Annotated in this window: 22 protein-coding genes; 11 read left to right on the forward strand and 11 right to left on the reverse strand. The window is 70.3% G+C overall.

The window, feature by feature from the left end:
• Nucleotides 1–167: 167 nt before the first annotated feature.
• A complete protein-coding gene (locus R2B38_RS40790) occupies nt 168–500 on the forward strand; it encodes a DM13 domain-containing protein (protein WP_318020833.1) in 333 nt (110 codons plus the stop codon).
• Complete coding sequence (locus R2B38_RS40795) at nt 497–1,006, forward strand: DoxX family membrane protein (protein ID WP_318020834.1); 510 nt, start codon at nt 497–499, stop codon at nt 1,004–1,006. Before R2B38_RS40790 ends, R2B38_RS40795 begins: the two co-directional genes overlap by 4 nt.
• 3 nt (nt 1,007–1,009) lie before the next feature.
• Here the strand turns inward: R2B38_RS40795 and R2B38_RS40800 are convergent, their stop codons facing one another.
• A complete protein-coding gene (locus R2B38_RS40800; protein ID WP_318020835.1) occupies nt 1,010–2,614 on the reverse strand; it encodes an FAD-dependent oxidoreductase in 1,605 nt (534 codons plus the stop codon).
• A gap of 231 nt (nt 2,615–2,845) precedes the next feature.
• On the opposite strand from R2B38_RS40800, the gene R2B38_RS40805 reads away from it, so the two are divergent.
• The 4 genes from R2B38_RS40805 (at nt 2,846) to R2B38_RS40820 (ending at nt 6,636) form a co-directional block, all read left to right on the forward strand.
• A complete protein-coding gene (locus R2B38_RS40805) occupies nt 2,846–3,676 on the forward strand; it encodes a 2-keto-4-pentenoate hydratase (protein WP_318020836.1) in 831 nt (276 codons plus the stop codon).
• Complete coding sequence (locus R2B38_RS40810) at nt 3,673–4,623, forward strand: acetaldehyde dehydrogenase (acetylating) (protein ID WP_318020837.1); 951 nt, start codon at nt 3,673–3,675, stop codon at nt 4,621–4,623. Before R2B38_RS40805 ends, R2B38_RS40810 begins: the two co-directional genes overlap by 4 nt.
• Entirely contained in the window at nt 4,620–5,630 is a 1,011-nt protein-coding gene (gene dmpG, locus R2B38_RS40815) for a 4-hydroxy-2-oxovalerate aldolase (RefSeq protein WP_318020838.1), read from the forward strand. The genes R2B38_RS40810 and dmpG overlap by 4 nt, the downstream gene beginning before the upstream one ends.
• Before the next feature lie 244 nt (nt 5,631–5,874).
• Nucleotides 5,875–6,636 (forward strand): IclR family transcriptional regulator, encoded by a 762-nt coding sequence (locus R2B38_RS40820; protein WP_318021916.1) that lies wholly within the window; start codon nt 5,875–5,877, stop codon nt 6,634–6,636.
• Nucleotides 6,637–6,649: 13 nt separating this feature from the next.
• Here the strand turns inward: R2B38_RS40820 and R2B38_RS40825 are convergent, their stop codons facing one another.
• The 6 genes from R2B38_RS40825 to R2B38_RS40850 all read right to left on the reverse strand — a co-directional run bounded on the left by R2B38_RS40825 (nt 6,650) and on the right by R2B38_RS40850 (nt 14,151).
• Nucleotides 6,650–7,549: an SDR family oxidoreductase gene (locus tag R2B38_RS40825; protein ID WP_318020839.1), complete on the reverse strand. Its 900-nt coding sequence runs from the start codon at nt 7,547–7,549 to the stop codon at nt 6,650–6,652.
• 29 nt (nt 7,550–7,578) lie between these two features.
• On the reverse strand, nt 7,579–8,322 hold the full coding sequence (locus tag R2B38_RS40830) for an SDR family oxidoreductase (RefSeq protein WP_033280462.1): 744 nt from the start codon (nt 8,320–8,322) through the stop codon (nt 7,579–7,581).
• Nucleotides 8,315–9,040, reverse strand: coding sequence for a TetR/AcrR family transcriptional regulator (locus tag R2B38_RS40835; RefSeq protein ID WP_318020840.1), 726 nt, complete (start codon nt 9,038–9,040; stop codon nt 8,315–8,317). The genes R2B38_RS40830 and R2B38_RS40835 overlap by 8 nt, the downstream gene beginning before the upstream one ends.
• 147 nt (nt 9,041–9,187) lie before the next feature.
• Entirely contained in the window at nt 9,188–10,486 is a 1,299-nt protein-coding gene (locus R2B38_RS40840; RefSeq protein ID WP_318020841.1) for a ThuA domain-containing protein, read from the reverse strand.
• 26 nt (nt 10,487–10,512) lie between these two features.
• The gene (locus R2B38_RS40845) at nt 10,513–12,726 is read right to left on the reverse strand and encodes an RICIN domain-containing protein (RefSeq protein WP_411978537.1); all 2,214 of its coding nucleotides are present in this window, start codon (nt 12,724–12,726) and stop codon (nt 10,513–10,515) included.
• 54 nt (nt 12,727–12,780) lie between these two features.
• Nucleotides 12,781–14,151, reverse strand: a complete 1,371-nt coding sequence (locus R2B38_RS40850) for a lectin (protein ID WP_318020842.1) — start codon at nt 14,149–14,151, stop codon at nt 12,781–12,783.
• 306 nt (nt 14,152–14,457) lie between these two features.
• On the opposite strand from R2B38_RS40850, the gene R2B38_RS40855 reads away from it, so the two are divergent.
• Entirely contained in the window at nt 14,458–14,967 is a 510-nt protein-coding gene (locus tag R2B38_RS40855; RefSeq protein ID WP_318020843.1) for a hypothetical protein, read from the forward strand.
• Here the strand turns inward: R2B38_RS40855 and R2B38_RS40860 are convergent.
• Nucleotides 14,921–15,814 (reverse strand): alpha/beta hydrolase, encoded by an 894-nt coding sequence (locus tag R2B38_RS40860; protein WP_318020844.1) that lies wholly within the window; start codon nt 15,812–15,814, stop codon nt 14,921–14,923. The two genes, R2B38_RS40855 and R2B38_RS40860, sit on opposite strands and share 47 nt — an antisense overlap.
• 96 nt (nt 15,815–15,910) lie before the next feature.
• Between R2B38_RS40860 and R2B38_RS40865 the strand changes: the two genes are divergently transcribed.
• Nucleotides 15,911–18,511, forward strand: a complete 2,601-nt coding sequence (locus R2B38_RS40865) for an ATP-binding protein (protein WP_318020845.1) — start codon at nt 15,911–15,913, stop codon at nt 18,509–18,511.
• Between the two features lie 103 nt (nt 18,512–18,614).
• Nucleotides 18,615–20,030: an FAD-binding oxidoreductase gene (locus R2B38_RS40870; protein WP_318020846.1), complete on the forward strand. Its 1,416-nt coding sequence runs from the start codon at nt 18,615–18,617 to the stop codon at nt 20,028–20,030.
• 25 nt (nt 20,031–20,055) lie between these two features.
• On the opposite strand, the gene R2B38_RS40875 is transcribed toward R2B38_RS40870, so the two are convergent.
• The 3 genes from R2B38_RS40875 to mgrA form a co-directional block, all read right to left on the reverse strand.
• Complete coding sequence (locus R2B38_RS40875) at nt 20,056–20,763, reverse strand: NPP1 family protein (protein WP_318021918.1); 708 nt, start codon at nt 20,761–20,763, stop codon at nt 20,056–20,058.
• 279 nt (nt 20,764–21,042) lie between these two features.
• Nucleotides 21,043–22,041, reverse strand: coding sequence for a Dyp-type peroxidase (locus R2B38_RS40880; RefSeq protein ID WP_411978611.1), 999 nt, complete (start codon nt 22,039–22,041; stop codon nt 21,043–21,045).
• A gap of 61 nt (nt 22,042–22,102) precedes the next feature.
• Nucleotides 22,103–23,146, reverse strand: coding sequence for an L-glyceraldehyde 3-phosphate reductase (mgrA, locus tag R2B38_RS40885; protein WP_318020848.1), 1,044 nt, complete (start codon nt 23,144–23,146; stop codon nt 22,103–22,105).
• 269 nt (nt 23,147–23,415) lie between these two features.
• On the opposite strand from mgrA, the gene R2B38_RS40890 reads away from it, so the two are divergent.
• Both R2B38_RS40890 and R2B38_RS40895 read left to right on the forward strand, forming a co-directional pair.
• On the forward strand, nt 23,416–24,831 hold the full coding sequence (locus tag R2B38_RS40890; protein ID WP_318020849.1) for a cytochrome P450: 1,416 nt from the start codon (nt 23,416–23,418) through the stop codon (nt 24,829–24,831).
• 104 nt (nt 24,832–24,935) lie between these two features.
• On the forward strand, nt 24,936–26,024 hold the full coding sequence (locus tag R2B38_RS40895) for an LLM class flavin-dependent oxidoreductase (RefSeq protein WP_318020850.1): 1,089 nt from the start codon (nt 24,936–24,938) through the stop codon (nt 26,022–26,024).
• Nucleotides 26,025–26,028: the final 4 nt, after the last annotated feature.

Raw genomic sequence — 26,028 nt, forward strand, 5'->3', positions numbered from 1 at the left:
GCAGCCAGTTCCTGTTGCCGCCGAATCCAGTGGAACCAAGAAGAGGAAGATTTGGCATGCGGAAAATCGGGTTTGCCGGCGTTGCTCTCGTTGCTCTTTCCTTCGCGCTCACGGCGTGCGGCGGGTCCGACAGCAAGGACTCCTCCTCCGCGAAGTCGGCGCCCTCCATGACGGCATCGAAGGCGGCGATGCAGTCGGCGGACAGGACGGGAATGTTCGCGGGCCTCAACGGCAAGAAGGTGACCGGCGCCGCGAAGGTGGGCGGTTCGGGCGTCACGCTGTCCGGCTTCTCCTCCGACGAGGGCCCGGACCTGCACGTCTACCTCACGAACGGCACCGATGAGGCCGCCGTGTCGGCGGGCAAGCAGCTCGGTGGCGTCAAGTTCGACGAGAAGTCCCAGACGTTCGCGCTCAACGGAGCCGACGCGGCCATGTACAGCACGGTGGTCATCCACTGCGACAAGGCGAAGGCGGTATTCGGCGCCGCGAAACTGTCATGAAAAAGTTCTTTTCGCGGCCGACCCTGATCGCGGCGGCTCTCGTCGGCGCGATCAGGGTCGCCCTCGGGGTTCTATGGCTCCATGAGGGCACGCTGAAATACCGGGCGCATTTCGGTGCGGCGGACATCCTGCTGGTGGCGAACAGTGCGAAGTCGAACAGCCGGGTTCCGGGTTACTTCAAGAGTTTCTCGGATTTCGCTCTCGCCGGCTGGCCGCATTTCTTCGGCTTCGCGATGCCGCTGCTGGAGACGGCACTCGGGGTCGTCCTCGTGCTGGGGGTGTTCTCGCTGCCCGCGTCCCTGATGTCGGCCTTCACCCTGCTGACGTACTGGAGCGCGGACCAGCTCATCACCGAGTATCCGGTGATGGCGGCCCTCTCGATGGTGGTCATCGCCTGGCCGCTGCTGGCCTCACGCTTCTCCCTGACGACTCTCGCGGAGCGGGCGGTGGGCCGAAGGCGCCCTGAACTGGTGCTGTTCCGGGAGCCGTTCCGTCGCTGGCTCTGAGCGTCAGCCCGTGGCGCTGGCGATGTCCAGCACCGCCAGATACGAGAACGCGACGCTCGAACCGATCGGCGTTCCCGCGCCCGGGTACACGCGTCCCGACATCGCGGCGGCCGTGTTTCCGGACGCGTACAGCCCCTCGATCGGGGTGCCGTCCGGGCGCAGCACGCGCGCGTGCTCGTCTATCCTCAGGCCGCCCTTGGTGCCGATGTCGGAAGGGAGGATGGTCGCCACGTAGTACGGCGGGGTGTCGAGCGGCAGCAGCAGGGGGTTGGGCCAGTCCGGGGTGGGCGGTGCCGGGTAGTTGAGTTCGGGGAGGGCGGGAAAGCCCAGCACGTGGTGGGCGATCTGGTCCCAGGGCGTCTCGCCGCGGTGGAACCTCTCGTCGACCCCCGTGTGCGCGTAGCCGTTGAACTCCTCGACGGTCGCGCGCAGGGCATCGAGCGGTACGTCGATCAGCTTCGCCAACTCATCGAGGGAATCAGCCCTCTTGAGCGCACCGGACTCGAACCACTCGGGCCGGACCGGCTGGTCGTACGGGCCGCCGAAGCCGTCCCGGTCCAGCTGCCGCTGGTCGATGATCCAGTGGGCGGGGATGTGCGAGATTCCCGTCGTGGTGTGCAGGCGGACGATCTCGCGGCCGGCCTGGTCGTAGGGCCGGGCCTCGTTGACGAAGCGCTCGCCCGCCGCGTTGACCCAGATCCCGCCCCGGGTGCCCGTGTGGAAGAGCGGGAGGCCGTCCGGCCACACGAGGCCCGGCACGTACCAGGCGGCGTCGAGGAGGTCGGTCGCGGCGCCGACCGCGATCCCGGCCCGGAGCGCGTCGCCTGTGTTCCCCGGTGCGCCGTGCGTCCACTCGCTCGCGCGCTCCGGGACCGGCTGGTACTTCTCACGCAGCTCCTGATCGCGCTCGAAACCGCCGGCCGCGAGGATCACCCCGCCCGTGGCACGGAACGTGACCCGCTCGCCGTCGCTCACCGCCTCCACACCGACGACCCTGCCGTCCTCGACGACAAGGCTGTCGAACGCGGTGTTGAGCCGGAGCGAACCGTGGCCCGTCTCCAGGAACGCCGCGAGCGTCCGGCCGATCAGCGCCCGGCCGCCGCTGAGGACCGGGCCTTCGTCACGTCCCCATCGCTCGGCGGGCAGGCAGGTGCGCACCAGCGGGGCGTGCTCGCCGAGTTCGGCGACGGTGACCTGCGGCGGGAAGATCGTGTGGCCCGCCGGGGAGGCGCCGGCGAGCGCCGGATAGTAGTCCGGCACCGGGCCGTACTCGAACGACCGGAACCACGGGTTCTGCTCCAACTCGTCGATCACCTGCGCGCCGGCCCGCAGATAGGCGTCCTGAAGAGGCTCCCGGGACGCGTCGTCGACGGCGGTGCGCAGATACGTCCTGGCGTCCTCGACGCTCTCGTCCAGACCCGCCCGCCGTAGGGGAGCCGAGCCGGGGTACCACAGACCGGCACCGGAGTAGGCGGTCGTGCCGCCGACCCGGTCGGTCTTCTCGACGACGAGCGTGCGCAGGCCGCGCGACGCGGCGGCGTAGGCACCGACCAGACCCCCGCCCGACCCGACGACGATCACGTCGTAGACGTCCTCGCTGCTGGTCATCCTGACCTCCTCAGGTGTGCTGACGAACTCGACGGCCGAGCGCGGCTCAACGCCACAACCTCCAGCAATGTGCCGGCGACGGTATCGAGCCACCTCGACGGCTCCGGCCGGTCATCTCGCTGAGCGAGACCCGTTGTCCACGTCCGGGGCGAGTCCCGGTGAGCGGAACGCACGGGACCGCGATCGGGCACGGATGCCCAGGCTGGAGACCATCACGAGGTGAGGATGCGAATGACTGACATCTGGGAACCGAGGGCCGTGGCGGACCGTGAGGCGGCGGTGGCCGAGGCGGTCGTACGACTCACCCGCGCCGCCCGTGACCGCCAACCCTGCCCGCCCGTAAGGGACTTGCTCGGCGCGAGCGACATCAGCCTCGCCTACGCCGTCCAACAGCGCGTCGTGGCCGACCGGATCGCGGCCGGAGCACGCGTCGTCGGCCGCAAGATCGGGCTGACCTCCGAGGCGGTACAGCGCCAAGTGGGCGTCGACCGGCCCGACTTCGGGGTGCTCCTCGCCGACATGGACGTCAGCGCACTGCCGGCCGTGCCGAGCGGGCGGCTGCTGCAGCCCCGGGTCGAGGCGGAGATCGCCTTCGTCCTCGCCGCCGACCTCGACGACGACGGTCTAGACGTCGAGCGGGTCCGCTCCGCCGTCGCGTACGCCGTCGCCGCGTTGGAGATCGTGGACAGCCGGGTCGCCGAATGGGACATCGCGATCACCGACACCGTCGCCGACAACGCGTCCAGCGGTCTGTTCGTACTGGGCGCCGAACAGGTCGAGTTGAAGGCGTTCGAACCTCGGGACGTGACCATGCGGCTGTACGCCGACGGCAAGCTCGCGTCGGCCGGCGACGGCACCGCCTGCCTCGGTGACCCGCTCGCCGCGCTGCTGTGGCTGGCGCGCACCGCACGGGAGTTCGGCGATCCGCTGCGGGCGGGTCAGGTCGTGCTCTCCGGCGCGCTCGGTCCGCTCGTCCCCACCCCGCCAGGAACCACCGTACGGGCCGAACTGACGGGCCTCGGCACGGTGTCCGCGACCTTCTCACCCAAGGACCGAGGATGACGAAGACCAAGGTGGCCGTCATCGGCTCCGGCAACATCGGAACCGACCTGATGATCAAGGTGCTACGGCTGTCCGACACCCTGGAGATGGCCGCGATGGTGGGCATCGACCCGGACTCGGACGGCCTCGCCCGCGCCGCGCGCCTGAAGGTGCCCACCACGCACGAGGGCGTGGACGGGCTGATCCGGATGGACGGCTTCGACGACATCGAGATCGTCTTCGACGCCACGTCCGCGAAGGCACATGTCGAGAACGCCAAGCGCCTTGCCCCGTACGGCAAACGGCTCGTCGATCTCACTCCCGCAGCCATCGGCCCGTACGTCGTACCGCCGGTGAACCTCGACGAGCACCTCGCCAACGATGTCGACAACCTCAACCTGGTCACCTGCGGCGGCCAGGCCACCATCCCGATCGTGCACGCCGTCAGCCGGATCACACCCGTGCCCTACGCCGAGATCGTCGCGTCGATCGCCTCGAAGTCGGCAGGTCCCGGAACCCGGGCCAACATCGACGAGTTCACCGAGACCACGTCCTCCGCGATCGAGAAGGTGGGCGGTGCCCGGCGGGGCAAGGCGATCATCGTGCTCAACCCGGCCGAACCGCCGCTGATCATGCGGGACACCGTGTACTGCCTGATCGGCGACGCGGATCAGGAGCAGGTGCGGGCCTCGGTCGAGGGCATGGTGGACGCCGTCGCCGAGTACGTGCCCGGCTACCGGCTCAAGCAGCAGGTGCAGTTCACCCCGATACCGGCCGGCGATCCGGTCCACACGCTCTTCAGCGGGGACGCCTCCGAGGTCACCACCAAGGTGTCCGTCTTCCTCGAAGTCGAGGGCGCCGCCCACTACTTGCCCGCCTACGCCGGCAATCTCGACATCATGACCTCGGCCGCCCTGCGCGTCGCCGAACGCATCGCCCAGCGTTTCTCCAGCGAGGTGACCCGGTGACCCCCAGGCTCTACGTCCAGGACGTCACCCTCCGGGACGGCATGCACGCCATCCGGCACCGGATCACGCCCGCGAACGTGGCCGCCATCAGCGCGGCCCTGGACCGGGCGGGCGTGGACGCCATCGAAGTCGCCCACGGCGACGGCCTGTCGGGAGGCAGTCTCAACTACGGCCCCGGCAGCAACACCGACTGGGAGTGGATCGAGGCCGCGGCCGGAGCCATCCACCGGGCGACGCTGACGTCCCTGCTGCTGCCCGGCATCGGCACCATCGCCGAACTCAAGCAGGCGTACTCCCTCGGCGTCCGCTCGGTCCGCGTCGCCACCCACTGCACCGAGGCCGACGTGGCGGCCCAGCACATCGCCACCGCCCGCGAACTCGGCATGGACGTCTCCGGCTTCCTGATGATGGCCCACATGACCGACCCCGCCGAACTCGCCCGCCAGGCACGGCTGATGGAGTCCTACGGCGCGCACTGCGTGTACGTCACCGACTCCGGCGGCCGGCTGACCATGGACGGCGTGCGCGACCGCATCCGCGCCTACCGCGACGTGCTCGACCCGGACACCCAGATCGGCATCCACGCGCACGAGAACCTCTCCCTCTCGGTCGCCAACTCGGTGACTGCGGTGGAGGAAGGCGTGACCCGGGTGGACGCGTCCCTGGCCGGACAGGGCGCGGGGGCCGGAAACTGCCCGATCGAGCCGTTCGTCGCCGTCGCCAACCTCCTTGGCTGGGAACACGGTTGTGACCTGTTCGCCCTCCAGGACGCAGCCGACGACCTGGTCCGCCCGCTCCAGGACCGCCCGGTGCGCGTCGACCGGGAGACCCTGACCCTCGGCTACGCGGGCGCCTACTCCAGCTTCCTGCGGCACGCCGAGACGGCGGCAGGACAGTACGGCCTCGACGCCCGCACGATCCTGCAGGAGGTCGGCAGGCGGGGGCTGGTCGGCGGGCAGGAGGACATGATCGTGGACATCGCGCTCGACCTGACGCGCGGCTGCTGACCGTACGCCCACGCAGTGCCGCCCCCGGTCCGTGCACCGGGGGCGGCACTTTCGCGCATTGTTTAGACCGGGCGTACCAATAAACTCGTGCACGCCTCTTGGCCGGGCTCCGACGCCGTTGATACGTTGACGCAGGCGCCGAACTAGAATTGATTTCAGTTTGAGCAGAGAGGCATTGACGATGACGTCTGCCCTTCGCCTGGACCCGCGATACGAGGCCGACCGGCATGCGCTGCCGCCGTCGATGATGGAGCGCGTGACGCTGATCATGGACCTCTTCGAGCGGCCCCAGACACACCTCACCCTCGAAGTGGTGTCCCGCCGGACCCACCTCCCACGCTCCACGACCCACCGGATCCTCGACCAACTGGTGCGTCTGGACTGGCTGCACCACACGGTCGCCGGGTACGCGCTCGGGCCGCGCGCGCTCGGTCTGGGCGGGCGGGAGATCGGGCACAGCACGCTGCGTGCGGCGGCCGCGCCCCAACTCCTCGACCTGGCCGTCCGGACGAAGATGGTCGTCCATCTCGCCGTGCTCGACGGCCCGGAGATCTACTACCTCGACAAGGTGGGCGGCCGGGCCGCGGTCGACATCCCCTCCCGGGTCGGCGGGCGGGCGGTCGCCCACTGCACCGGCCTCGGCAAGGCGATGCTGGCCTGGCTGAGCCCGGAGGAGATCGACGCCCGGTACCAGAAGGCGATGGAGTGCCGCACCTCGCACAGCATCGGCCGACTCGACCTCCTGCACCGGGAGTTGGGCACCGTACGCCGTCGCAACGGGCTGGCGATCGACCGCGGTGAGTGCTTTCCCGATCTGGGGTGCGTGGGCCTCGCCCTGCGCGGTCCCGAGGGTCCGGTCGGCGCGATCTCGGTGGTCGGCGACGGCCGCGCCCCGCTGGAACTGGTCGCCCCGCTGGTCGTCAACGCCGTACGGGCCGTGTCCGAGGAGTTGTTCGGGGGCGGGGCGGCGTACCGGCGGGAGGCGGTGGAGGCGGTGACCTCGTAGCCGGGCGGGCGGGTCAGGCCGCCGTGGGGTGCACGGAGAGCAGGTCCGCGAGGTCGACGCGGGTCAGGAACTCGCGGCGGATGCGGTCGGCCACGGCGGAGACCACCTCGGAGCCGTCCTCGGCCGGGTCGATGTGCACCCGGTAGGGACGCTGCCCGGAAGGGAGCGCGACGATGCGGGCGATCTCGTCCGAGACCAATGAGGCGTCCGCGCCCTCGGGCTCCAACGCGGCGAGTTTCTCGGCGACTTGGCTCATCAGGCCGGTGTACCGCGTCTCGTACTCCGCCTCGACCGCGCCGTCCGCCGGGTGCCCGGAGTGGGCGAAGTGGTTCGTGCCGCTGGTGAACGAACCGGGCACCACGATGGACGTCTCCACACCCCAACGGGCCAGCTCCGCCGCGTAACTGACGGCGAGGGAGTCCATCGCGGCCTTGGCGGCGAAGTACGGCGCGAGATACGGCGGGGTGCCGCCCTTGACGCTCGAACTCGACACCCAGATCACCAGACCCCGGCCGGCCTCGCGCAGATGGGGCAGCGCGGCGCGGTTGACCCGCTGGGTGGAGAGGACGTTGACGTCGTACAGCTCGGCGAGCTGTTCCGGCGTGAAGGCCTCTGCCGGTCCGGTGACCATGTGGCCGGCGTTGTGGATCAGGACGTCGATGCGGCCGTGTGCGGAGACGACCTGGTCGATCGCCGCGTCGACGGAAGCCTGCGCGTTCACGTCGAGTTCTATGGAGCGCAGGTCGACGCCGTGCTCCTTGGCGTAGGCGGCGGCGGCCTGGACCTGCGGCGCGTTACGGCTCCCGGTCTGGCGCATGCCGGCGTAGACGGTGTCGCCCCGGCGTGCGAGCGTGCGGGCGGTGAGGGCGCCGAAGCCGCTGGAGGCGCCGGTGATCACGACGATGTTGTTCATGGGGTTCACTCCTTGGAGGTGGAGGCGGCTCAGGCCAGCCCGCCGTTGGCGAACAGCACCTGGCCGTTGATCCAGCGGGCCGGACCGGCCAGGAACGCCACCGACTCCGCGATGTCGTCCGGGGCGCCGAGGCGCTCCAGCGGGGCGGCCTTGGCGAGGTTCTGGACCGTCGCCTCGTCCTTGCCGTCGAGGAAGAGGGAGGTCGCGGTGGGGCCGGGGGCGACCGTGTTGACGGTGATGTCCTTGCCGCGCAGCTCGCGCGCCAGGACGAGGGTCATCGCCTCGACCGCGGCCTTGCTCGCCACGTAGCCGCCGTACGTCGGGAACTTCGTGCGGGTGACGGTGGTGGAGAAGTTGATGATCGCGCCGCCGCTGCGCACCCGGCGGGCCGCCTGCTGGGAGACGACGAACGTGCCGCGGATGTTGGTGCGGTGCATGCGGTCGAGGTCGTCGAGATTCATGGTCGCGATGGGCGAAAGGACCATGATCCCGGCGGTGTTGACGACCACGTCGATGCCGCCGAACTCCGCCTCGACCGCGTCGAAGGCGGCGGCCATCTCCTGCTCGTCGGCCACGTCGCCGCCGACCGGGATCGCCCGGCCGCCGGCCGCTGTGATCGCGGCGACCGTCTCGTCGGCGCGGGACTTGTTGCCGGCGTAGTGCACGCCGACCGCGATGCCGTCCTGGGCGAGGCGCTCGGCGACCGCGCGGCCGATGCCGCCGGAGCCGCCGGTGATCAGGGCGACGCGGGTGGGGGTGTGGGTGTCAGTCATGGTGAGGGCCCTTCCGTGAGGTGGGGTGCTGCGGGGAGACGGGGATCTGCGTGAGCCACTGCCCGAGCAGGGCCGACTCCGCGGGGCTGAACGGTTCGGGGGTGAGGTCGTCGAGGGACGAGAGCAGGGTGGTCGCGGCCGCGGCGCGGGTGTCCGCGGCCGCGGTGTCCGCCGCGGGGTCGAGCAGGATCGCCTGGTGGATCGCGTCGCGGACCAGCCCCGACAGGCCGGAGTCCGGATACAGCGTGGGACGGGTGATCAGCGCCAGGGACACCCCGGTGTTGGCCGACATGACCATGCGGGCCGCGATCTCCGGTGCGACACGCAGACGGCCCTGCGCGGCGAGCCGCTCAAGGTCCCCGCGGAGGATGCGCATCGCCTCCTCCGCCGCCGCGGGCACGGAACGGAGCGCCGGGGCGAACATCAGCTTGTAGGCGTTGGGGTGCGCCAGCGCGAACGCGGTGTGGCTGTCCCAGCCGGCCCGGAGGTCCCGCAGCGGGTCCTCGGACTTCGCGGCCGCCCGCTTCGTCTCCAGGTACTGGTCCCACACATGGTCGACCGTCGCCGCCAGCAGCCCGTCCTTGTCGCCGAACAGCCGGTACAGCACGGGCTGTTGGACACCCGCCGCCTCGCACACCGCGCGCGTCGAGACGTCGCCGCTCGGCGACTGGGCGATCAGCTCCGCCGCCGCCTCGATTATCAGCGATCTCGTGTTCATGTAATCGACGATAACAGGGATCCGTATCGCTGACAACAGTCTTCTGTTAGCGGCGAAAACATGCCGACGGGAGCGGGGGAAACAAAGGGGCGCCCCCGCCGCATCGACACGCGATGTGACAGAGGCGCCCCTGGTCGCCGTGCAGGCTCAGGACTGCACGGCGAGCTGGAAGGCCTGCGCGGTGGAGCCGTCGCAGGTCCGCTGGGTGAGCTGGACACTGTTGGTCGCCGCCGTGGCGGCGGTCAGGCACTTGCCGCTGTGCCGGGCGACGAAGTGGTAGCGCCCGCTCGTCTCCTTCACGGGCTGCCACTGCTGGTTCGTGCCGCCGGAGTAGGCCCACAGTTGCAACGGCGCGTTGTCCGCCGTCGAGCGGTCGGTCACATCGATGACCTGTGCCGGATTGCCCCGCGCGGTGATCTCCATGTACCCGCTGTCGGTGGAGCGGAACTGGTACTGCTGCGCCGCCGTCCCGTTGCAGGCGTACTGCTGGATCGCCGTCCCGTTGGCCGTGGCCGCCGAACGGGCGTCGACGCAGGTGCCGTTGCCGCCGTTCTGCACGGAGTACCAGGACGTCTCGGAGATCGGGGTGTCCGTCGGCGGCGTCGAAGTGTCGCCCCCGCCCAGCCACTTGAGGCCGTTCAGCAGGAACTGATTCTGGGTGGCGCTCGCGAACGTCGACGACAGGCGTGTGTTGGTCGTGTAGTTCATCGCGTTGTGGCCGAAGTTCGCGTACAGCATCTTGTACTTCGTGTTGGTCCAGATGATCGGGTAATAGCCGCTGTACCAGGACTGGTTGGGATCGGTGCCGACCGGGAAACTGCTCGGGTCGATCGACGCGAGGATCTTGATGTCCGGGTTCTGCCGCAGATCGTTGGACCAGCTGTACCACTCGCTGACCGACGAGGTGAACGTGGCCGGCAGGCTTGCGGTGGGCGGGATCGAATGGTCCTCCACCTTCAGGGTCACCGCTGTCGGACCCCAGGTGTTGGACACGAAGTTCCCCGAGCCGAGGAACGTGTTGTGGTACCAGGACCAGCTCGCCGCGTCCGTCGTGAAGGCGGAGACATGGAAGCCCATGAAGCCGCCGCCACCCCTCATGTACGCCTCGAAACCGGTGCGTTGGGCGGCCGTCTGCGGCAAGTCGTCGAGGAACAGCACGACTTGGTACGCGTTGACCCCGCCGTTGGCGAGCAGGTCCCAGTTGGTGCTGGACGTGTAGGTGAAGCCGTTCGCCGCGGCCTGCTGCGGGAACCAGACGTTCGCCTCCTTCTCGAAGTCGATGTGCGCCGCGTCGTACGTACCGCTGTACAGGCCGAGGACCTTGAAGGGCGTTGCCGCGGTGCTCGCGTGGGCGGCGGGCGGCGCCACCGCGAAGCCCAGCACCGTCGCCAGGAGGAGCAGCACCCGCAGGGCCGCGCGGGTGGAACCGGATCTGATGGTGTTCATCTGGTGATCGATCCTTTCCCTGCGGTCTACGGGTAGTTGGTCAAGTAGGCGACGTTGGTACTGGAGTTGGACGGTCCGCCGGTGCTGTTGATGATGTGGCTGATCGTGCCGACCCCGCCCAGCGAGACGGTCACCATGTCGTGGAACTTGACCCCGGACACGCTCGGCACCTCGAAGGAGTGGTCGGCGACCACGCTGGAGTTGGAGCTGAAGTAGCAGTAGCTGCCAAGTCCCCATGCCTCATGGGTGGTTACGCCCGCGGCGACCTTGTAGGCGGGGTAGCCCTTGCCGCTGCCGTTCATCCAGGAGGCCTGGTTCGGCGGGTCGTAGGGCATCTCGTTCTGGAAGAAGTACGTTCTGCCGCCGTTGCCGTTCCAGACGACCTGGGTCTTCTGGAAGTGCTCGACGAAGAGGCCGTACGCCGTCACGTTGGCGCCGTTGACGATCAGTCCGGTGTCCGCGGTGTTGGTGGTCCAGCCGACCGTGCCGCTGTTGCCGTGGTCGGCCCGCCAGATCCAGGTGTGGTCGATGATCGTGTTGGCGCTGTTGATGACAAGGGAGTTGGTGGCCTTGCCGACGGTGGCGCCGCCGATGCGGACGAAGACATCGGACAACTGCGTCGGGTCGGAGGCGTGGGTGGCGGTCGAGCCGGACGGGCCGATCTGCACCAGCGTCGCGGAGTTGGTGGTGCCCGCGTCGACCAGCAGACCCGCCAACTCGATGCCGTCCACGTCGGCGGTCGAGATCGCGGTGATCCCGCCGTCCGGCATGAGGGTGGCCAGGCCCATGCCCAGCACGACCGTGTCGGGGCGCGTGATGTTGAGCGTCTGGTTGAGGTGGTAGACGCCAGGGGTGACCAGCAGGTTCTTGCCGGCCGCGAGGGCGGTGTTCATGTCGGCCGCGGTCGCGCCGGGCTTGACGATGTAGAACTGGTCGATCGGCAGGGACTTGCCCGCCGGGGTCTTCCCGCTCCACGTCGTACCGACGGCATTGGACTGCAACCCCGGTACGAACACCTGGTAGTTGCCCGCGCTGTCGACGTACAGGAAGGGCTTCTCACGGATCGTCGGCGAGCTGGCGACGTTGGTGTACGTCGGGAAGGACTGGGCGGGTGCGCCCTGGTCGCCGACGAAGACCATGTTCCAGTTGGAGCCGGACCAACTGCCCATCGTGGAGTTCCGGGTGAGGAACTGCTGTTGCGAGCCCGACTGGATCTGGCCGTCGACCTTGGTGTCGGAGATGAAGCCGCCGCTCGACCAACCGCCGTCGTCCAGGGCCAAGTTGCCGCGCACGTGCATGCGCCGGTACGGGGCGGCCTGCGAGACGGCCCAACGGTCGGTGCCACCAGTGGGGTTGACCGACAGGTTCTCGGCGTCGCGCCAGAAGTTCTGGGTCGCGTTGCCCTGGAACCAGTCGGCCTCCGCGTGCACCGCGCCGTTGATCGTCACGTCGTCCGGCGAGAAGCCGAGACCGGCGACCTGTGTGTAGAAGCCGACGTTGGCGTTCGCGCTGTACGTGCCCGGCTTGAACAGCAGGGCCTGGCGGGCCGAGCCGAACTGGTTGGTCTGCTGCTGGGTGAAGACCGAGTCCAGCTTTGACTGGATGCTGGACGCCGACATCGACGGGTCGAAGACCGTCACGTTGGGGCCGAAGTCCGGGGTGCCCGGGGGGTTCGTCGAGACGCTGCCGAGCGTGAAGGACTGCGCTGCGGTGCCGTTGCAGGTGTACTGCGCCAACTGCACGCTGTCCGCGGTGGATGCGCTCGGCACGTCGAGGCACTTGCCGCTGTTGCGGTTGACGAAGTGGTAGGCGCCGTCGGCCTCGGCGACCGGCAGCCACTGCTGGTTGGCGCCGCCGGAGTATGTCCACGTCTGGATGAGCGCGGAGTCGGCGGTCGAGACGTTGGTGACGTCCCAGGCCTCGGCGGCATTCAGGTTGCTGTTCACGCGGTAGTAGCCGCTGTCGGTGGCGACCAACTGCCAGTTCTGCGCGGTGCTTCCGTTGCACGTGTACTGCTGGACGGCGGTGCCGTCGGCACTCGCGGCCGAACGGGCGTCGACGCACTTGCCGCTGCCCTTGTTGGCCACGGTGGTGTAGCCGGTCGGGATCGCCGCGGCCGCCGCGCTCGCCGAGCCCTGCGTGGCGAACTCGATCCCGGTCACGGTGGTCGCCACGAGCGCGACCGCCGTGAGCGCTCTCGGTATGGGGTGGCGGCCGGTCAGTCTTTTCCGTCTGAGCACGGATTCTCCTGTGGTGATGGGGGGTTGGGGAGAAAGGGTCGGAGGGGGCGGCGGTCAGCCGGTGTACTGGGCGAAGATGCTGGTGAACTGCCAGTTGCTCTGGCTCACGCCCGAGCAGGTGTCGTCGTTCGGGTAGGCGCCGGGGCAGGGACGGTCACGGTTGGCGGACCAGAACGTCAGCCGCGCGAGGTGGTGCGTCTGCGCGTAGCCGAGGATGGTCTGGAAGTCGGCGGTGGTGACGGTCTCGTTGTTGTCGGTGATGCCGTTCATGGACGAGATGCCCATGTCCCGGTAGGCCGCGTCGTCGCTGTAGCCGTACGCGTTCTTCAGCGCGGTCTTCAGGCCTTCCGCCGCCCGCTGGGTGAGCGTGCCCATGTTCTGGCCGGCGCCGCCGAAGTCGAACGGCATGATCGTCCAGGCGTCCACGGTCAGCCCGGAGGACGCGGCCCGGTTGATGAGGCTCGTGTCGGGACCGCTCTGCCCGGTGCCGATGGTGACGTACACCTTGATGCCCGGGTTGTTGGCCTTGACGGTCTTCAGCGCGTCCACGGTCCGCTGCTGCACGGTCCCGTTGCTGTACGCGTCGGCCTCGATGTCGATGTCGATGGCCTTGAGCGAGTAGGCGCTGATTACCTTCTGGTAGGCCGCCGCCAGTTCACTCGCGCTGGAGCAGGAGCTCTCCAGCTTGTTGCCGCTGTAGCCGCCGAAGGACGGGACGACATCGCCGCCGCCTGCGCGCACGGTGTTGATGGTCGACTGGTCGACCCCGCCGGTCAGCGCCCGGCCGCCGTCCCACTGCGGGTTGCAGTAGCCGTTGCTCAGGACGAACGCCAGCGTGAACCACTTCACGCCGGTCGCGTTCATGACAGTCGTAGGGCTGGGCGGGTTCCCCCAGCCGTTGTACAGGTACGGGGCCACGGCCATCGGGGCGGTCGTGGGCGGGGTCGTGCCGCCGGCGGCGGGCGCGGTCCACTTCTGGTTGGCGCCGCCGGAGCAGGTCCAGATCTGGGTGCGGGTGCCGTTGGCCGTGGAACTGCCGGTGACGTCGAGGCACTTGTTGGCGGCCGGGTTCACGATGTCGCGCGCGGCGCTGACCGTCCACTGCTGGTTGGCGCTGCCGCCGCACGTCCACAGCTGGAGCTGGGCGCCGTTGGCCGTCGAATTGCCGGTGACGTCAAGGCACTTGCCGAGGGCTCTGATGGTTCCGTCGGAGCCGACCGTCCACTGCTGGGCGGCCGTTCCGTTGCAGTCGTAGATCTGTACGGCCGTGCCGTCGGCGGAACTCGCGCCGGCGACGTCGAGACACTTGCCGCCGAGGCCGGTGATGGTGCCGGTGGCGGCCGAGGCGGAGGGGGCTGCGAGGGTGCCGACGGCGGTGAGGCCGAGGGAGAGGGCGAGGGCGCAGCGCAGGGCGAGGCGTTGCATGACGAGGGGGCCTTTCGTCCTGGGTGGGGGGTGGACGCCGCCGGCTTGAGGGCGGTGAGAGGTGAACACGGGTGTTCACATATGTGAGCGTGGAATGCATTCATGGGAGGTCTGTTGGCTGGTGAACCTAAAGGTCTGCACCAAAGCCGTCAAGAGGTGCGACCGGAGAAGTCCCGCACGTCATGGCTGAGTTGAGAAGTTGTAGGCGAAGGAAAAGAAATCACCAGGACCATTGAGTGGCCGGTTCTCACAGGTCACACTGTGCGGGATTCGTGATGATCGTCGGGGCGGCGTGTCGGAGGAACCATGAGCACAGCGGGGACCGCGGAGGTCGCGGTGCGGCACATACTCAGCGACAAGGTCACGGGCGGATTCCTCCAGCCGAGGACGCGCACGATCACCTGGACCGACGCACACTACGTGGTCAAGCGGCCCTCTTCGGGCAAGCACACGGTGGAGCTGACCTGCACCGAGTGCTCGGCGTCCCTGCTGGCCGAGGTCCGCGACCGGGCCACCACCCGCACGCTCGCGGCCGTCCTGCGTGTCGTCGGGATCGTGTGCGCGGTCGTCTTCTTCGCCGCCCTCGCCTACGCGATCCACGAGGGCGGCAAGACCCTCCCCGAGGGCCAGTCGCTCCCGGTCCTCTTCCCGATCAGCGTCGTCGCCGTCGTCGTCACTTTCGTCGCCGGGCCCGTGTTCTACCTGCACGGCCGGAACTACAACGGCGTCAGCATGCTCGACGCCCCCAAGCCGCGCCGCAGGCACCGGATCATGCCCGTGAAGGCGGCACGGTCGCGCGTACGAACTCGCCGATGAGCCGGGCGAGTTCGGCAGGCCGGTCCAGCGGGAGCAGCGTGTAGCCGTCGGCCACCTCCACCAGCCGTCCCTGCGGCAGGAGTTCGGCCAGCCGCCGCCCGTGCCCGGGCGGCATCACCCGGTCCTCACTCGCCCACACCACGAGTGCGGGACGGTCGAACTCCCCGAGCCGCAGGGCGGTCTGCTCCAGCAGTCGGCGCCCGTCCGCCGACGCCGCGCGCAGCACGCGTACGGCATCACGGCGGATCCCGGGCTGCCGCCGCACCGGCTCCGTCCACCGCGCGGTGACCGCGTCCCCGCGCTTCGTCAGCCACCCGAACGCGAACGGCAGACGGCGCAGCGCGCGCACCCGCAGCTGCCGCATGAACTGCCCGAACAGCCACGGCGAAAGACGTCCCGCGAGCACAAGGGTCCGACCCGTCAGACCCGGCGGGAAGTTGTCGAACGCCTCGCAGGAGACGAGCACCACCCGCCCCACGCGCGCGGCCCCCTCGGCCATCAGCAGCTGCACCAAAGCTCCGCCCGTGTCGTTCCCGACGAGCGTGACGTCCCGCAGATCCAGCCGGTCGAGGAGCTCGGCGACGAGCCGGGCCACACCGGGCAGTGACAGATCGGCGTCCGCGCGCATCGGGTGACGGTGGGCGCCGAGGGGGAGGGTCGGGGCCACGCACCGGTGGGCGGCGGACAGTTCGGCGATGGGACCGGTCCACAACGACGCGTCCATCAACAGCCCGTGCAGCAGCACCAGGACGGGACCGTCGCCGCCGGTGTCCTCGTACGCGACGGTTCCGGCCGACAGTTCGATCAGATGCCGCGTGGTCGTCCCGGCCGGTTCGGTCCTGGTCATGAGCGCCTCCCGTGAGTGTCCGCACTCAAGAGGGCGGCGGAGGCCCGAAGTGTGACACCCGTACGGGAGTTCGCGCCGAGTGGCACAATCAGCGGCGTGGACCGGGGGATCCTCGAGCGCGAGCCCGAGCTGGCGCGACTGGCCTCGGCCGCACGTGAGGCGGCGGACGGGGCCGGGTCCGTGGCGCTCGTCTTCGGCGAGGCCGGCATCGGCAAGTCGAGCCTGGTGAGGGCCATGCCGGACCGGCTGCCGCACCGCGCCCGCATCCTCCTGGGCCAGTGCGACGACCTGGCCACGCGGCGCCCCCTCGGCCCGTTCCGCGACCTCGTCGGCAGTGTCGGCGCCGACCTCGCCCGGGCCGTCATGGAGGGCGGCGACCGCCACCGCGTATGCGAGGCCCTGCAGGAGGAGTTGGCGGGGATACCGCATCCGGCGGTGCTCGTCGTGGAGGACGTCCACTGGGCCGACGAGGCCTCGCTGGACGCGCTGCGCTTCCTGGTACGGCGGATGGCGCAGCTGCCCGCCGTACTCGTCCTCACCTACCGCGACGACGAGTTGAGCCGTGAGCACCCGCTGCGGCACCTCCTCGGACAGGTCTCCCGCGCGGACCGCGTCCACCGGCTCCCGCTGGCCCGCCTCTCCAAGTCCGCCGTCCGCACGCTCGGTTCGGCCAGCCGGCTCGACCCGGCCGAGGTCTACGAGGTGACCTCGGGCAACCCCTTCTTCGTCACCGAGGTCCTCGCGGCCGGCGGCGCCGGGGGAGTGCCTCCGACGGTCGTCGACGCGGTGCTCGCCCGGCTGCGCGGACTCGACGGCCGGAGCGTCGACGCGCTGGAGCAGCTCGCCGTCGTGCCCTCCGCCGTCGAACGGCCCCTCGTCGACACGCTGTTGACGGACGGGGTCGCCGGGCTGGTCACGGCCGAACAGCGCGGGCTGCTCGCGGTGACCCCCGAACGGGTCACGTTCCGCCACGAGTTGATCCGCCGCGCGGTCGTCGACTCCCTGCCCGCGGCCCGGCGCATCGACCTCAACCGCAACGTGCTCACCGCCCTCGTGCTCCGGCCGGGCTCCGACCCCGCCCGTGTCGTCCACCACGCGGCGCAGGTCGGCGACCAGGACGCCATCGCCCGCTACGGCCCCCGCGCGGCCCGGGACGCCACCGAGGCGGGCGCCCACCGCGAGGCCGCCGCCCACCTCCGGCTCGTGCTGCGGCAACGGCAGCGCTACACGCCCGCCGAACTCGCCTCGCTGCTCGAACGCTACGCGGTGGAGTGCTACACCATCGCCGACTCCGTCGAGGCCGTCGCCGCCCAGCGCGAGGCCGTGGCCCTGCGCCGCTCCCTCGGCGACACCCTCACCCTCGGCGCGGATCTGCGCTGGCTGTCCCGCATCCACTGGTGGGCGGGCCATGCGACGGAGGCCCAGGACGCGGCGAAGGAAGCCATCGCGGTCCTCGAACACGCCGGTGACGACCGGCTGTTGGCCCTCGCGCTCAGCAACACCGCCCAGCTGCGGATGCTGTCCGACCGGTACGCCGAGGCCGTCGCGCACGGCGAGCGCGCCATCGCCCTGGCCCGTCGCTCGGGCGACGCGGCGATCCTGGCCCACGCCCTCAACAACGTGGGCACCGCCCGCTGGCGCAGCGGGGACCCGGACGGGCGGCGGCAGGTGGAGGAGAGCCTGGCGGTGGCGCTCGCGGCGGGCGAGGTCGAACACGCCTGCCGGTCCTACGCCAACATCATCTGGTCCCTCCTCGACGACCTCCGGTACGCCGAGGCCGACCGCTATCTGCCCCCGGCCCTGGAACTCGCCGACCGCGCCGAGCACTTGGGGTTCTTCAACTATCTGCACGTCGAGAAGGCGATGCGACGGCTCGCGGCGGCGGACTGGGACGACGCCGAGCGGCACGCCGAGTACGGGATGCACGAGTTCGTGCCCGCCCGCTGTCCCGCGCTGACCGTGCTGGCCCGCGTGCGCGTGCGGTGCGGCAGGCCGGGCGCCGACGAACTCCTCGACCAGGCCCGGGAGATCGCCGTACGGGCCGGGGAGCTGCAGCGCACGGGTCCGGTGGCGGCCGTACGGGCGGAGGCTGCCTGGCTGCGCGGCGACCGCGCGGCGGCGGCCGAGGCGGTGCGGCCGGTCCACGAGCAGGCGTGCCGCCTCGGCCACGGACCGTACCGGGCCGAACTCGGCTACTGGCTCGGCAAAGTCGGGCACCCGGTGGCCGTCGACGAGAGCGACCACCCGTACGCGCTGCAGGCGTCCGGGGAGTGGAAACGGGCCGCGGATCTGTGGCAACAGGCAGGCTGCCCCTACGAACACGCGGCCGCGCTCGCGGAGAGCCCCGACCCGGCCGACAGACTCACCGCCCTCGCCGAACTCGACGCGCTCGGCGCCGAACCCCTCGCCCGTCTCGTCCGCGCCGAGCTGCGCGACCTCGGTGTCCGCCGCATCCCGCGCGGCCCGCACGCGGCGACCCGGGGTAACCCGGGTGGTCTCACCGGGCGCCAACTCCAGGTCGTACGACTGCTCGTGGACGGTCTGACCAACCCGGAGATCGCCGACCGGCTCGTGGTGTCCGTCCGTACCGTCGACAACCACGTGCGGGCCGTACTGGAGAAGCTGGACGCGCCCACCAGGCGGCAGGCCGCGGCCCGCGCAACGGAGTTGGGACTGCTGCCGGACGCCGAAACGTAGGTACCCGCAGGCGCCGAGTTGGGTGACGCGCACGGATGACCGCGCGGTTCCGGGCGAAATACAACAAGCAGGTCATCCAGAGCACCACGAATCGGGGGACCGCATGTCCAGCACGCCCGCACAGGCCGCTCGTCAAGAACTGACCGATTTCGCCGGGGAGTTGATCGGGCCGGACGACGCCGGCCACCCGGAGGCCCGCGCCGTCTACAACGCGATGATCGACAAACGGCCCGCCCTCATCGCCCGCCCAGCCGACGCGGCCGCCGTGGCCCGCGTGATCGGCTTCGCCCGCGCCCACCAACTGCCCCTCGCGGTACGGGGAGGCGGGCACCACGGGGCCGGACTCGGCACCGTCGACGGGGGAGTGGTCGCCGACCTCTCCCCGCTGAGGAGCATCCAGGTGGACCCCGACGCGCGCACGGTCCGGGTCGGCGGCGGTTGTGTCTGGGGCGAGGTGGACCGGGCCACCAACGCGTACGGACTCGCCACGCCCAGCGGCATCATCTCCACCACCGGCGTCGGCGGTCTCGCCACCGGCGGCGGGCTCGGCCACCTCACCCGCAAATGCGGGCTGACCATCGACAACCTGCTGGAGGCCGACCTCGTCCTGGCCGACGGCAGCCGGGTGCGGGCGAGTTCGGACGAGAACAGCGACCTGTTCTGGGCGGTCCGGGGCGGTGGCGGCAACTTCGGGGTCGTCACCTCCTTCCTGTTCCGGCTGCACGAGGTGAGCACGGTCGTCGCCGGACCCACCTTCTGGCCGGTCGAGATCAGCGCCGAAGTCCTCGCCGCCTACCGGGACTTCCTGCCGAACGCGCCCCGCGAGCTGAACGCCTTCTTCCTGCACGGCAGCGTTCCGCCCGCCCCGCCGTTCCCCGAGGAGATCCAGCTGCGCAAGACGGCAGGCGTCGTGTGGTGCTACACCGGCGGCGACACCGAGGCCGCCGCACGCGAGATGGCCCCGCTGCTCGACGCACTGCCCGCACCGCTGCTGCACGCGGCCGGACCGATGCGACACCCGGACATGCAGGGCATGTTCGACGGGCTCTACCCGCCCGGTGACCAGTGGTACTGGCGCGCCGACTTCGTCGACGACATCCCCGACGAGGCCGTGGAGCTGCATGCCAAGTTCGGCGCGGAGGTCCCGACCCCGCAGTCGACGATGCACCTCTACCCGATCGACGGCGCGGCCCACGACGTCGGCAACGACGAGACCCCGTGGGCGTATCGCGACGCGCGCTGGGCGTCCGTGTTCGCGGGCGTCGACCGGGATCCCGCCAACGCGGGCCTCATCAAGCAGTGGGCCGTCGACTACCAGGAGGCCCTGCACCCGTACTCCGCGGGCGGCGCCTACGTGAACATGATGATGGACGAGGGACAGGAACGTGTCCGGGCCAGCTACCGCGGCAACTACGAGCGACTGGCCCGCATCAAGGCCGACCGTGACCCGGACAACGTCTTCCGTCTGAACCAGAACATCCACCCGGCCCCGAAACCGCGCTACGAGACCCGCCCGTGACGGCAGCTCCGGGGCCGGGCCGGCATCACGCGTTCGGGTCGAACGAGATGCCGGACGGCTCCGCGATGGACAGCGCGTAGTTGAAGTCGCTGTCCCTGATCTTCAGCGTGGCCGAACCGAAGTCCGCGGCCAGGAGCTTGTCCTTGAGGCCGGCCGGGTAGCCGTTCCAGCCCACCAGGCGCGGGTAGAACCAGTTGCCGGTGGCGTTCTCCGCGGGCTCGTCGTTGGTGTTGGCGAAGCGGAAGTCGTGCGAGCCGATGCCGTCCTTGTGGTAGACGATCTTGGGGTGTGTGCCGTCGAAGCGCACCCCCGAGGCCGCCGACACCTGGTACGCGGAGTGCTGCGACACCGACACGTACTGCACCGTGTTGTCCTTGATCCACACCACGACGTGCTCCCAGTCGTGGGTGTGACCGATCGCCGCCGGACCCAGCGTGACCTGGTCCTTCTCGAAGTAGCTGGCGTACATCACCGCACACCAGTCGTTGTTGCACTTCTCGCGGGAGTACGTGTTGGAGTTGTTCAGCTGGGCGAGGTCGTGGCAGTGCCCGTTGACGTCGCCGCCGAGCTTCAGCCCGGGGTTGATGGTGCCGTCCGTGCCGATGGCGGCCGTGGCGTAGCAGCCGTCGCCGTCGTAGTCGTAGGCCGGGGAGAAGGTCTGCTCCAGGCCGTCCGCGTTCTGCGGGAGCGCCGTCAGTACGGAGGCCTGGGCGGCCGTCGCCTGACCGACCACGAGGGCCAGCGCACCGAGGACGGTGACGACGGCGGAGCGGCGAAGACGTCGGCTCCGGGGCTTCGCCGCTCTCGCGGAGTTGTCGGTGGGGGGTGTCAGTTCGGGCACGCCGACTCCAGTTCTGGGCTGTGGGGGCGCTCCTGGATGCGCCAGGTCCAGACCTTCGCAGTCAGGTGTGTGCACGTCAACACCCTTGCGATGTACGGGTCTTGGCCCACCGCTGAATTCTCCCGCGCCGCGTACAGCGCCCCCACAGGCGGCTCTCAGTCGCGCCCGGCGTCACCCGTCCGAACGGTCGGGAAGGTCCGGAAGGTCGTCCAGGAAGTCCGCGGACGGGACGTGGAAAAGGCTTCCGGTGACGGCCGTCGAGAAGTCCAGGATGCGGTCGTGGGACGCGGAGTCGGTGCCCAGGAACATGTTGCGCAGCATCTGCTCGGTGACCGAGGGCGTGCGCGCGTACCCGATGAAGTAGGTGCCGAACTCGCCCTGGCCCGCGCTGCCGAACGGCATGTTGTCGCGCAGGATCTTCCGCTCGGTGCCGTCCGGGCCGGTGATCACGTTCAGCGCGATGTGCGAGTCGGCCGGCTTGACGTCGTCGTCCATCTCCATGTTGGTCAACTTGCTGCGCCCGATGGCCCGTTCCTGCTGCTCCACCGGCAGCGCGTTCCAGGCCGCGATGTCGTGGACGTACTTCTGCACGATCACATAGCTGCCGCCCGCGAACTCCGGGTCCTCGCCGCCGATCACCACCGCCTCGCGGGCCGCCCGCCCGACCGGGTTCTCGGTGCCGTCGACGAAGCCCAGCAGATCGCGCACGTCGAAGTACTGGAACCCGGACACCTCGTCGGCCACGGCGACCGCGCCGTTCAGCCGGCCCATGATCTCGGTCGCCAGCTCGAAGCACAGGTCGGCGCGTACGGCCTTGATGTGGAACAGCAGGTCGCCGGGGGTGGAGACGGCGATGTGGCGTTCCCCGGCGAGTTCACGGAACGGGTGCAGCTCGGCGGGGCGCGGGCCGTCGAACAGCCGGTCCCACACCTCCGAGCCGATGCCGGTCACACAGCTGAGCCGCCCGTCCGGCGCGCGGAACCCGATGGACCGGATCAACCCGCCCAGATCTTCGAGGAGTTCGCGCACGGTCTCCTCGCCCTCGGGCTCCACGGTGACGACCAGGAAGGTCGCGCTCGGGGTCAGCGACTCCAGCACCGCCTGAGTGGTCGGGACGCTCTCGCCGCCGGTGCTGCCGTCCGTGTGCTCGACCGAGCCGTCAACTGTCATGTGGGTCATGCCTCCGCGCTGTCCTGGGAGGTGCCGGCCATGACGGCCGGCACCGTGCGACTCAGCCGAGTTTCCCAGTCCGCGCGTCCTGCCACAGGTCGACCCCGCCGTCGACGGCGTACGAGTCGATCTCGGCCAGCTCCTCGGAACTGAAGGCGAGGTTGTCCAGCGCGGCCACGTTCTGTTCGAGCTGCTCCGTGCGGGACGCGCCGATGACCAGCGAGGTGACCCGCTCGTCGCGCAGTGCCCAGGCGAGCGCCAGCTGCGCCAGGGTCTGCCCGCGCCGCTCCGCGATGTCGTTGAGCGCGCGCAGCCGGCGCACCATGTCCTCGGTCAGCCAGCCCGCGTCGAACGACGTGCCCTGCGCGGCCCGCGACCCTTCCGGGATCCCGTCCAGGTACCGCCCGGTCAGCAGCCCCTGCGACAGCGCGGTGAAACCGATGACCCCGAAGCCCTCGTCCCGCGCGGCATCGAGCAGCCCGTCGTTCTCGATCCACCGGTTGAGCATGTTGTACGACGGCTGGTGGATGAGGAGCGGTGTGTCCAGCTCGCGGAGGATGGCGGCGGCCTCGCGGGACCGTTCGGCGTCGTACGACGAAATGCCGACGTAGAGGGCCTTGCCCTGGCGGACGGCGGTGTCCAGCGCGCCCATGGTCTCTTCGAGCGGGGTGCCGGCGTCGAGGCGGTGGGAGTAGAAGATGTCCACGTAGTCGAGGCCCGTGCGCTTCAGCGACTGGTCGAGGGAGGCCAGGACGTACTTGCGGGAGCCGCCGCCCTGACCGTACGGACCGGGCCACATGTCCCAGCCGGCCTTCGTGGAGACGACCAGCTCGTCCCGGTACGGCGCGAGGTCCTGCTTCAGCAGGCGGCCGAAGTTGGCCTCGGCGGCGCCGTAGGGCGGGCCGTAGTTGTTCGCCAGGTCGTGGTGGGTGATGCCGAGGTCGAAGGCGCGCAGGGCGATCTCGCGCTGCGTCTCGAACGGCCGGTCGTCACCGAAGTTGTGCCAGTAGCCCAGCGACAGCAGGGGCAGGTCGAGCCCCGAGCGGCCGGTGCGGCGGTAGCGCATGGTGCCGTTGTAACGCTCAGGATCTGCGACGTGGGTCATCGGGGGGTCTCCGCGAGGTGCATGAGGGGGTGGTGGTGTCGGGGTGATCGACACGTCCACTGTGCCCCCGCGCGATTCCCGCGTCCAACCGTTCCTCGCCATGGGATTAAGCGATGCCGTCGTTGAATCCGGAGCACGGGACCAGGAGTGTGCGGCGCGTGTGAGGAACTTCGGAGTGTGACGGAGGGATCACTTCCGGATTGCATTCCGGAAGGTGATCTTGGGCAGAGATGCGGGCGTTTGCGGTTGCCTGCCCATGAGGAGATCAGTTGAGCGCCCCCGCCACCTCATCCGCCGACGCCCCCGCTCCCGTCCCCGCCCCGACCGCCCCCGGCGGCCTGCCGCTGATCGGACACGGCCACCGGCTGGCCCGTGACCCGCTGCCGTTCATCACCTCGCTGCGCGAGCACGGCAGCATCGTCCGCATACGCATCGGCCCCACCCCCGCCTACGTGGTCACCGACCCCGCCCTGACCCGGCGGGTCCTGGTGACCGACGCCGCCGACTTCACCAAGGGCGGGAAGATCATCGACGCGCTGCGGGTCTTCTTCGGCGACGGGCTGGCCACCGTCGCCGACGGGGACACGCATCTGCGCAACCGGCGGCTGATGCAGCCGATGTTCAACAAGGCGCACATCGCCGAGCGCGGCGACGCCATGATCGACCGGGTACGGTCGCTCGTCGCCGCCTGGCCCGCGGGGCAGCCCCGCGATGTGTACGCGGACATGAACGCCATCACCCTGGCCGCGTTCCTGGTGGCCCTCTTCGGCACCGATGTGCCGGGGCGACTGGCGGGCGAGTTCACCGCCCTCATGCCGGCCATCATGGAAGGAACGATTAGGCAGACCATCCTCCCGGCCTGGGTGACCCGACTGCCGCTGCCCATGAACCGCGCCCACGCCGAGCGGGTCGCCCGGCTGCGCGCACTGATCGACCAGGCCATCGACCACCACGGCACCGGAGAGGCGGCCCCGGCCGAGGCGACGGGCTGTCCGCACGCGGGCGCCGCCCGGGACGAGGAGAGGACCGGCCTCTTCGCCACCCTGCTCGCGGCGGAGGACTCGCTGGGCCGGCAGCAGCTCCAGGACGAGGCCATCACCCTGCTGACCGGAGCGATCGAGACCACCGGCACCACGCTGGCCTGGACGCTGTACGAGATCACCCGGAACCCCGGCATCGAGCGACGGCTCCGCGAGGAACTGGAGTCGGTGTGCGGCGACCGGCCCCTTTGCCACCAGGACCTCGACCAACTCCCTTACTCCCGACGGGTGTTGCAGGAGGCCATCCGAAAATACGGGCCGGCCTGGATGGTGACCAGAACCGCCGCCCGTGACGTCGACCTCGGCGGCCACCGCGTCCCCCGGGGCGCCGACGTGATCTGGAGCCCCTATCTGCACCAGCACGACCCGGACCACTTCCCCGACCCCGACACCTTCGACCCGGACCGCTGGACACCCGAGCGCGCCCCGGCCACGCGAGGCTCCTTCCTCGCCTTCGGCGACGGCCGCCGCAAGTGCATCGGCGAGAACTTCGCCTGGGCCGAACTCCAGATCATCCTCGCGACCGTCCTGCGGACCTGGCCCCGCCTCGAACTCACCTCACGCCCGCCACGCGCTCAAGCGGTCGTCACCGTCAAGCCCGACACGATGACCATGGCGTTCCTGCCGTCGTCCGGCCGGGCGTAGTCACGCCCGGGACCGGGGCGCCCGCGACCCTCCCGGGCGCGGGCGGCTCGCTCAGCGGACCGCGGACGTTTGGCGGCCCCTCACCCGTCCTTAGGGTCGTCGCCATGAGCGCTCATCGCGACAGCGACACGGACACGCACACGGACACGGACGAGGGCCCGCTGCGGATCGGCGTGCGCGTCCCGCCCTGCGACCGGGCGGACCGGGTGGCCAGGACCGTACGCCGGGCCGAGGAGCTCGGCTTCGACCAAGTGTGGTTCCCCGACTCGCAGTTGCTGTGGCGGGACGTGTTCACCACGCTCACCGCGGCCGCCTTCGCCACCGAGCACATCGGCCTCGGCACCGCCGTCACCAACCTGGCGACCCGGCACCCGTCCGTCGTCGCGTCGGCCGCGCGCAGCGTCGCCGAACTGGCGCCGGGCCGTTTCACCCTCGGCCTCGGCGTGGGCAACAGCTCCGTCGCGCCCATCGGCCTGCGGCAGACCGGCTCGGCCCAACTGCGCGAAGGGCTCGGCATGTTGAGGGCCCTGCTGGACGGGCGCGAGTGGGACTTCGAGGACAAGGTCCGCTCCCGGCTGCGCGACCCCCAGCCGACCGTGCCACTGCATCTGGCGGCGAGCGGACCGCGCAACCTGCGCCTCGCCGGTGAGATCGCCGACGGCGTCATCCTGCTCAGCGGTGTCTCGCCACGCACCCTGGCCGCCGCCACCGCCCGGGTCCGGGAAGGCGCGGAATCGGCGGGCCGGAACGCCGCCACGCTCCCGGTGACCGTGTCCGCGTTCTGCGCGGTGACCGACGACATCGAGGCCGAGGCCCGCCGGATCAAACCGATCTGCGCCTCGATCGCCCAGAACGGCGGCGCGTCCTTCCTCGCCCTCGCCGGCATCGACGTCGACGTCCCGGAGACGGTGGAGGGCGTCTACCCGGACCTCGTGCACGCCGAGGACTGGGACGCGGCCGTCGACATCTGCTCGACCTGGATCAGCGACGAGGCGGCCGTCCGCTTCGCCGAGGAGTTCTGTCTGATCGGCACGGCCGCACAGATCACCCAACGCCTGCGCACCCTGGGCGAGTTGGGGGTGACCGACGTCTTCCTCCAGCACGTCGGTTCCTACGACCTGCCGACCGGCCTGATCGAGACCGTCGGCGCCTCGGTCCTGCCGGCCCTCCGTACCGCGGCCCGTCAAGGGTGAGACC

Source organism: Streptomyces sp. N50 (assembly GCF_033335955.1).
Lineage (GTDB): Bacteria > Actinomycetota > Actinomycetes > Streptomycetales > Streptomycetaceae > Streptomyces.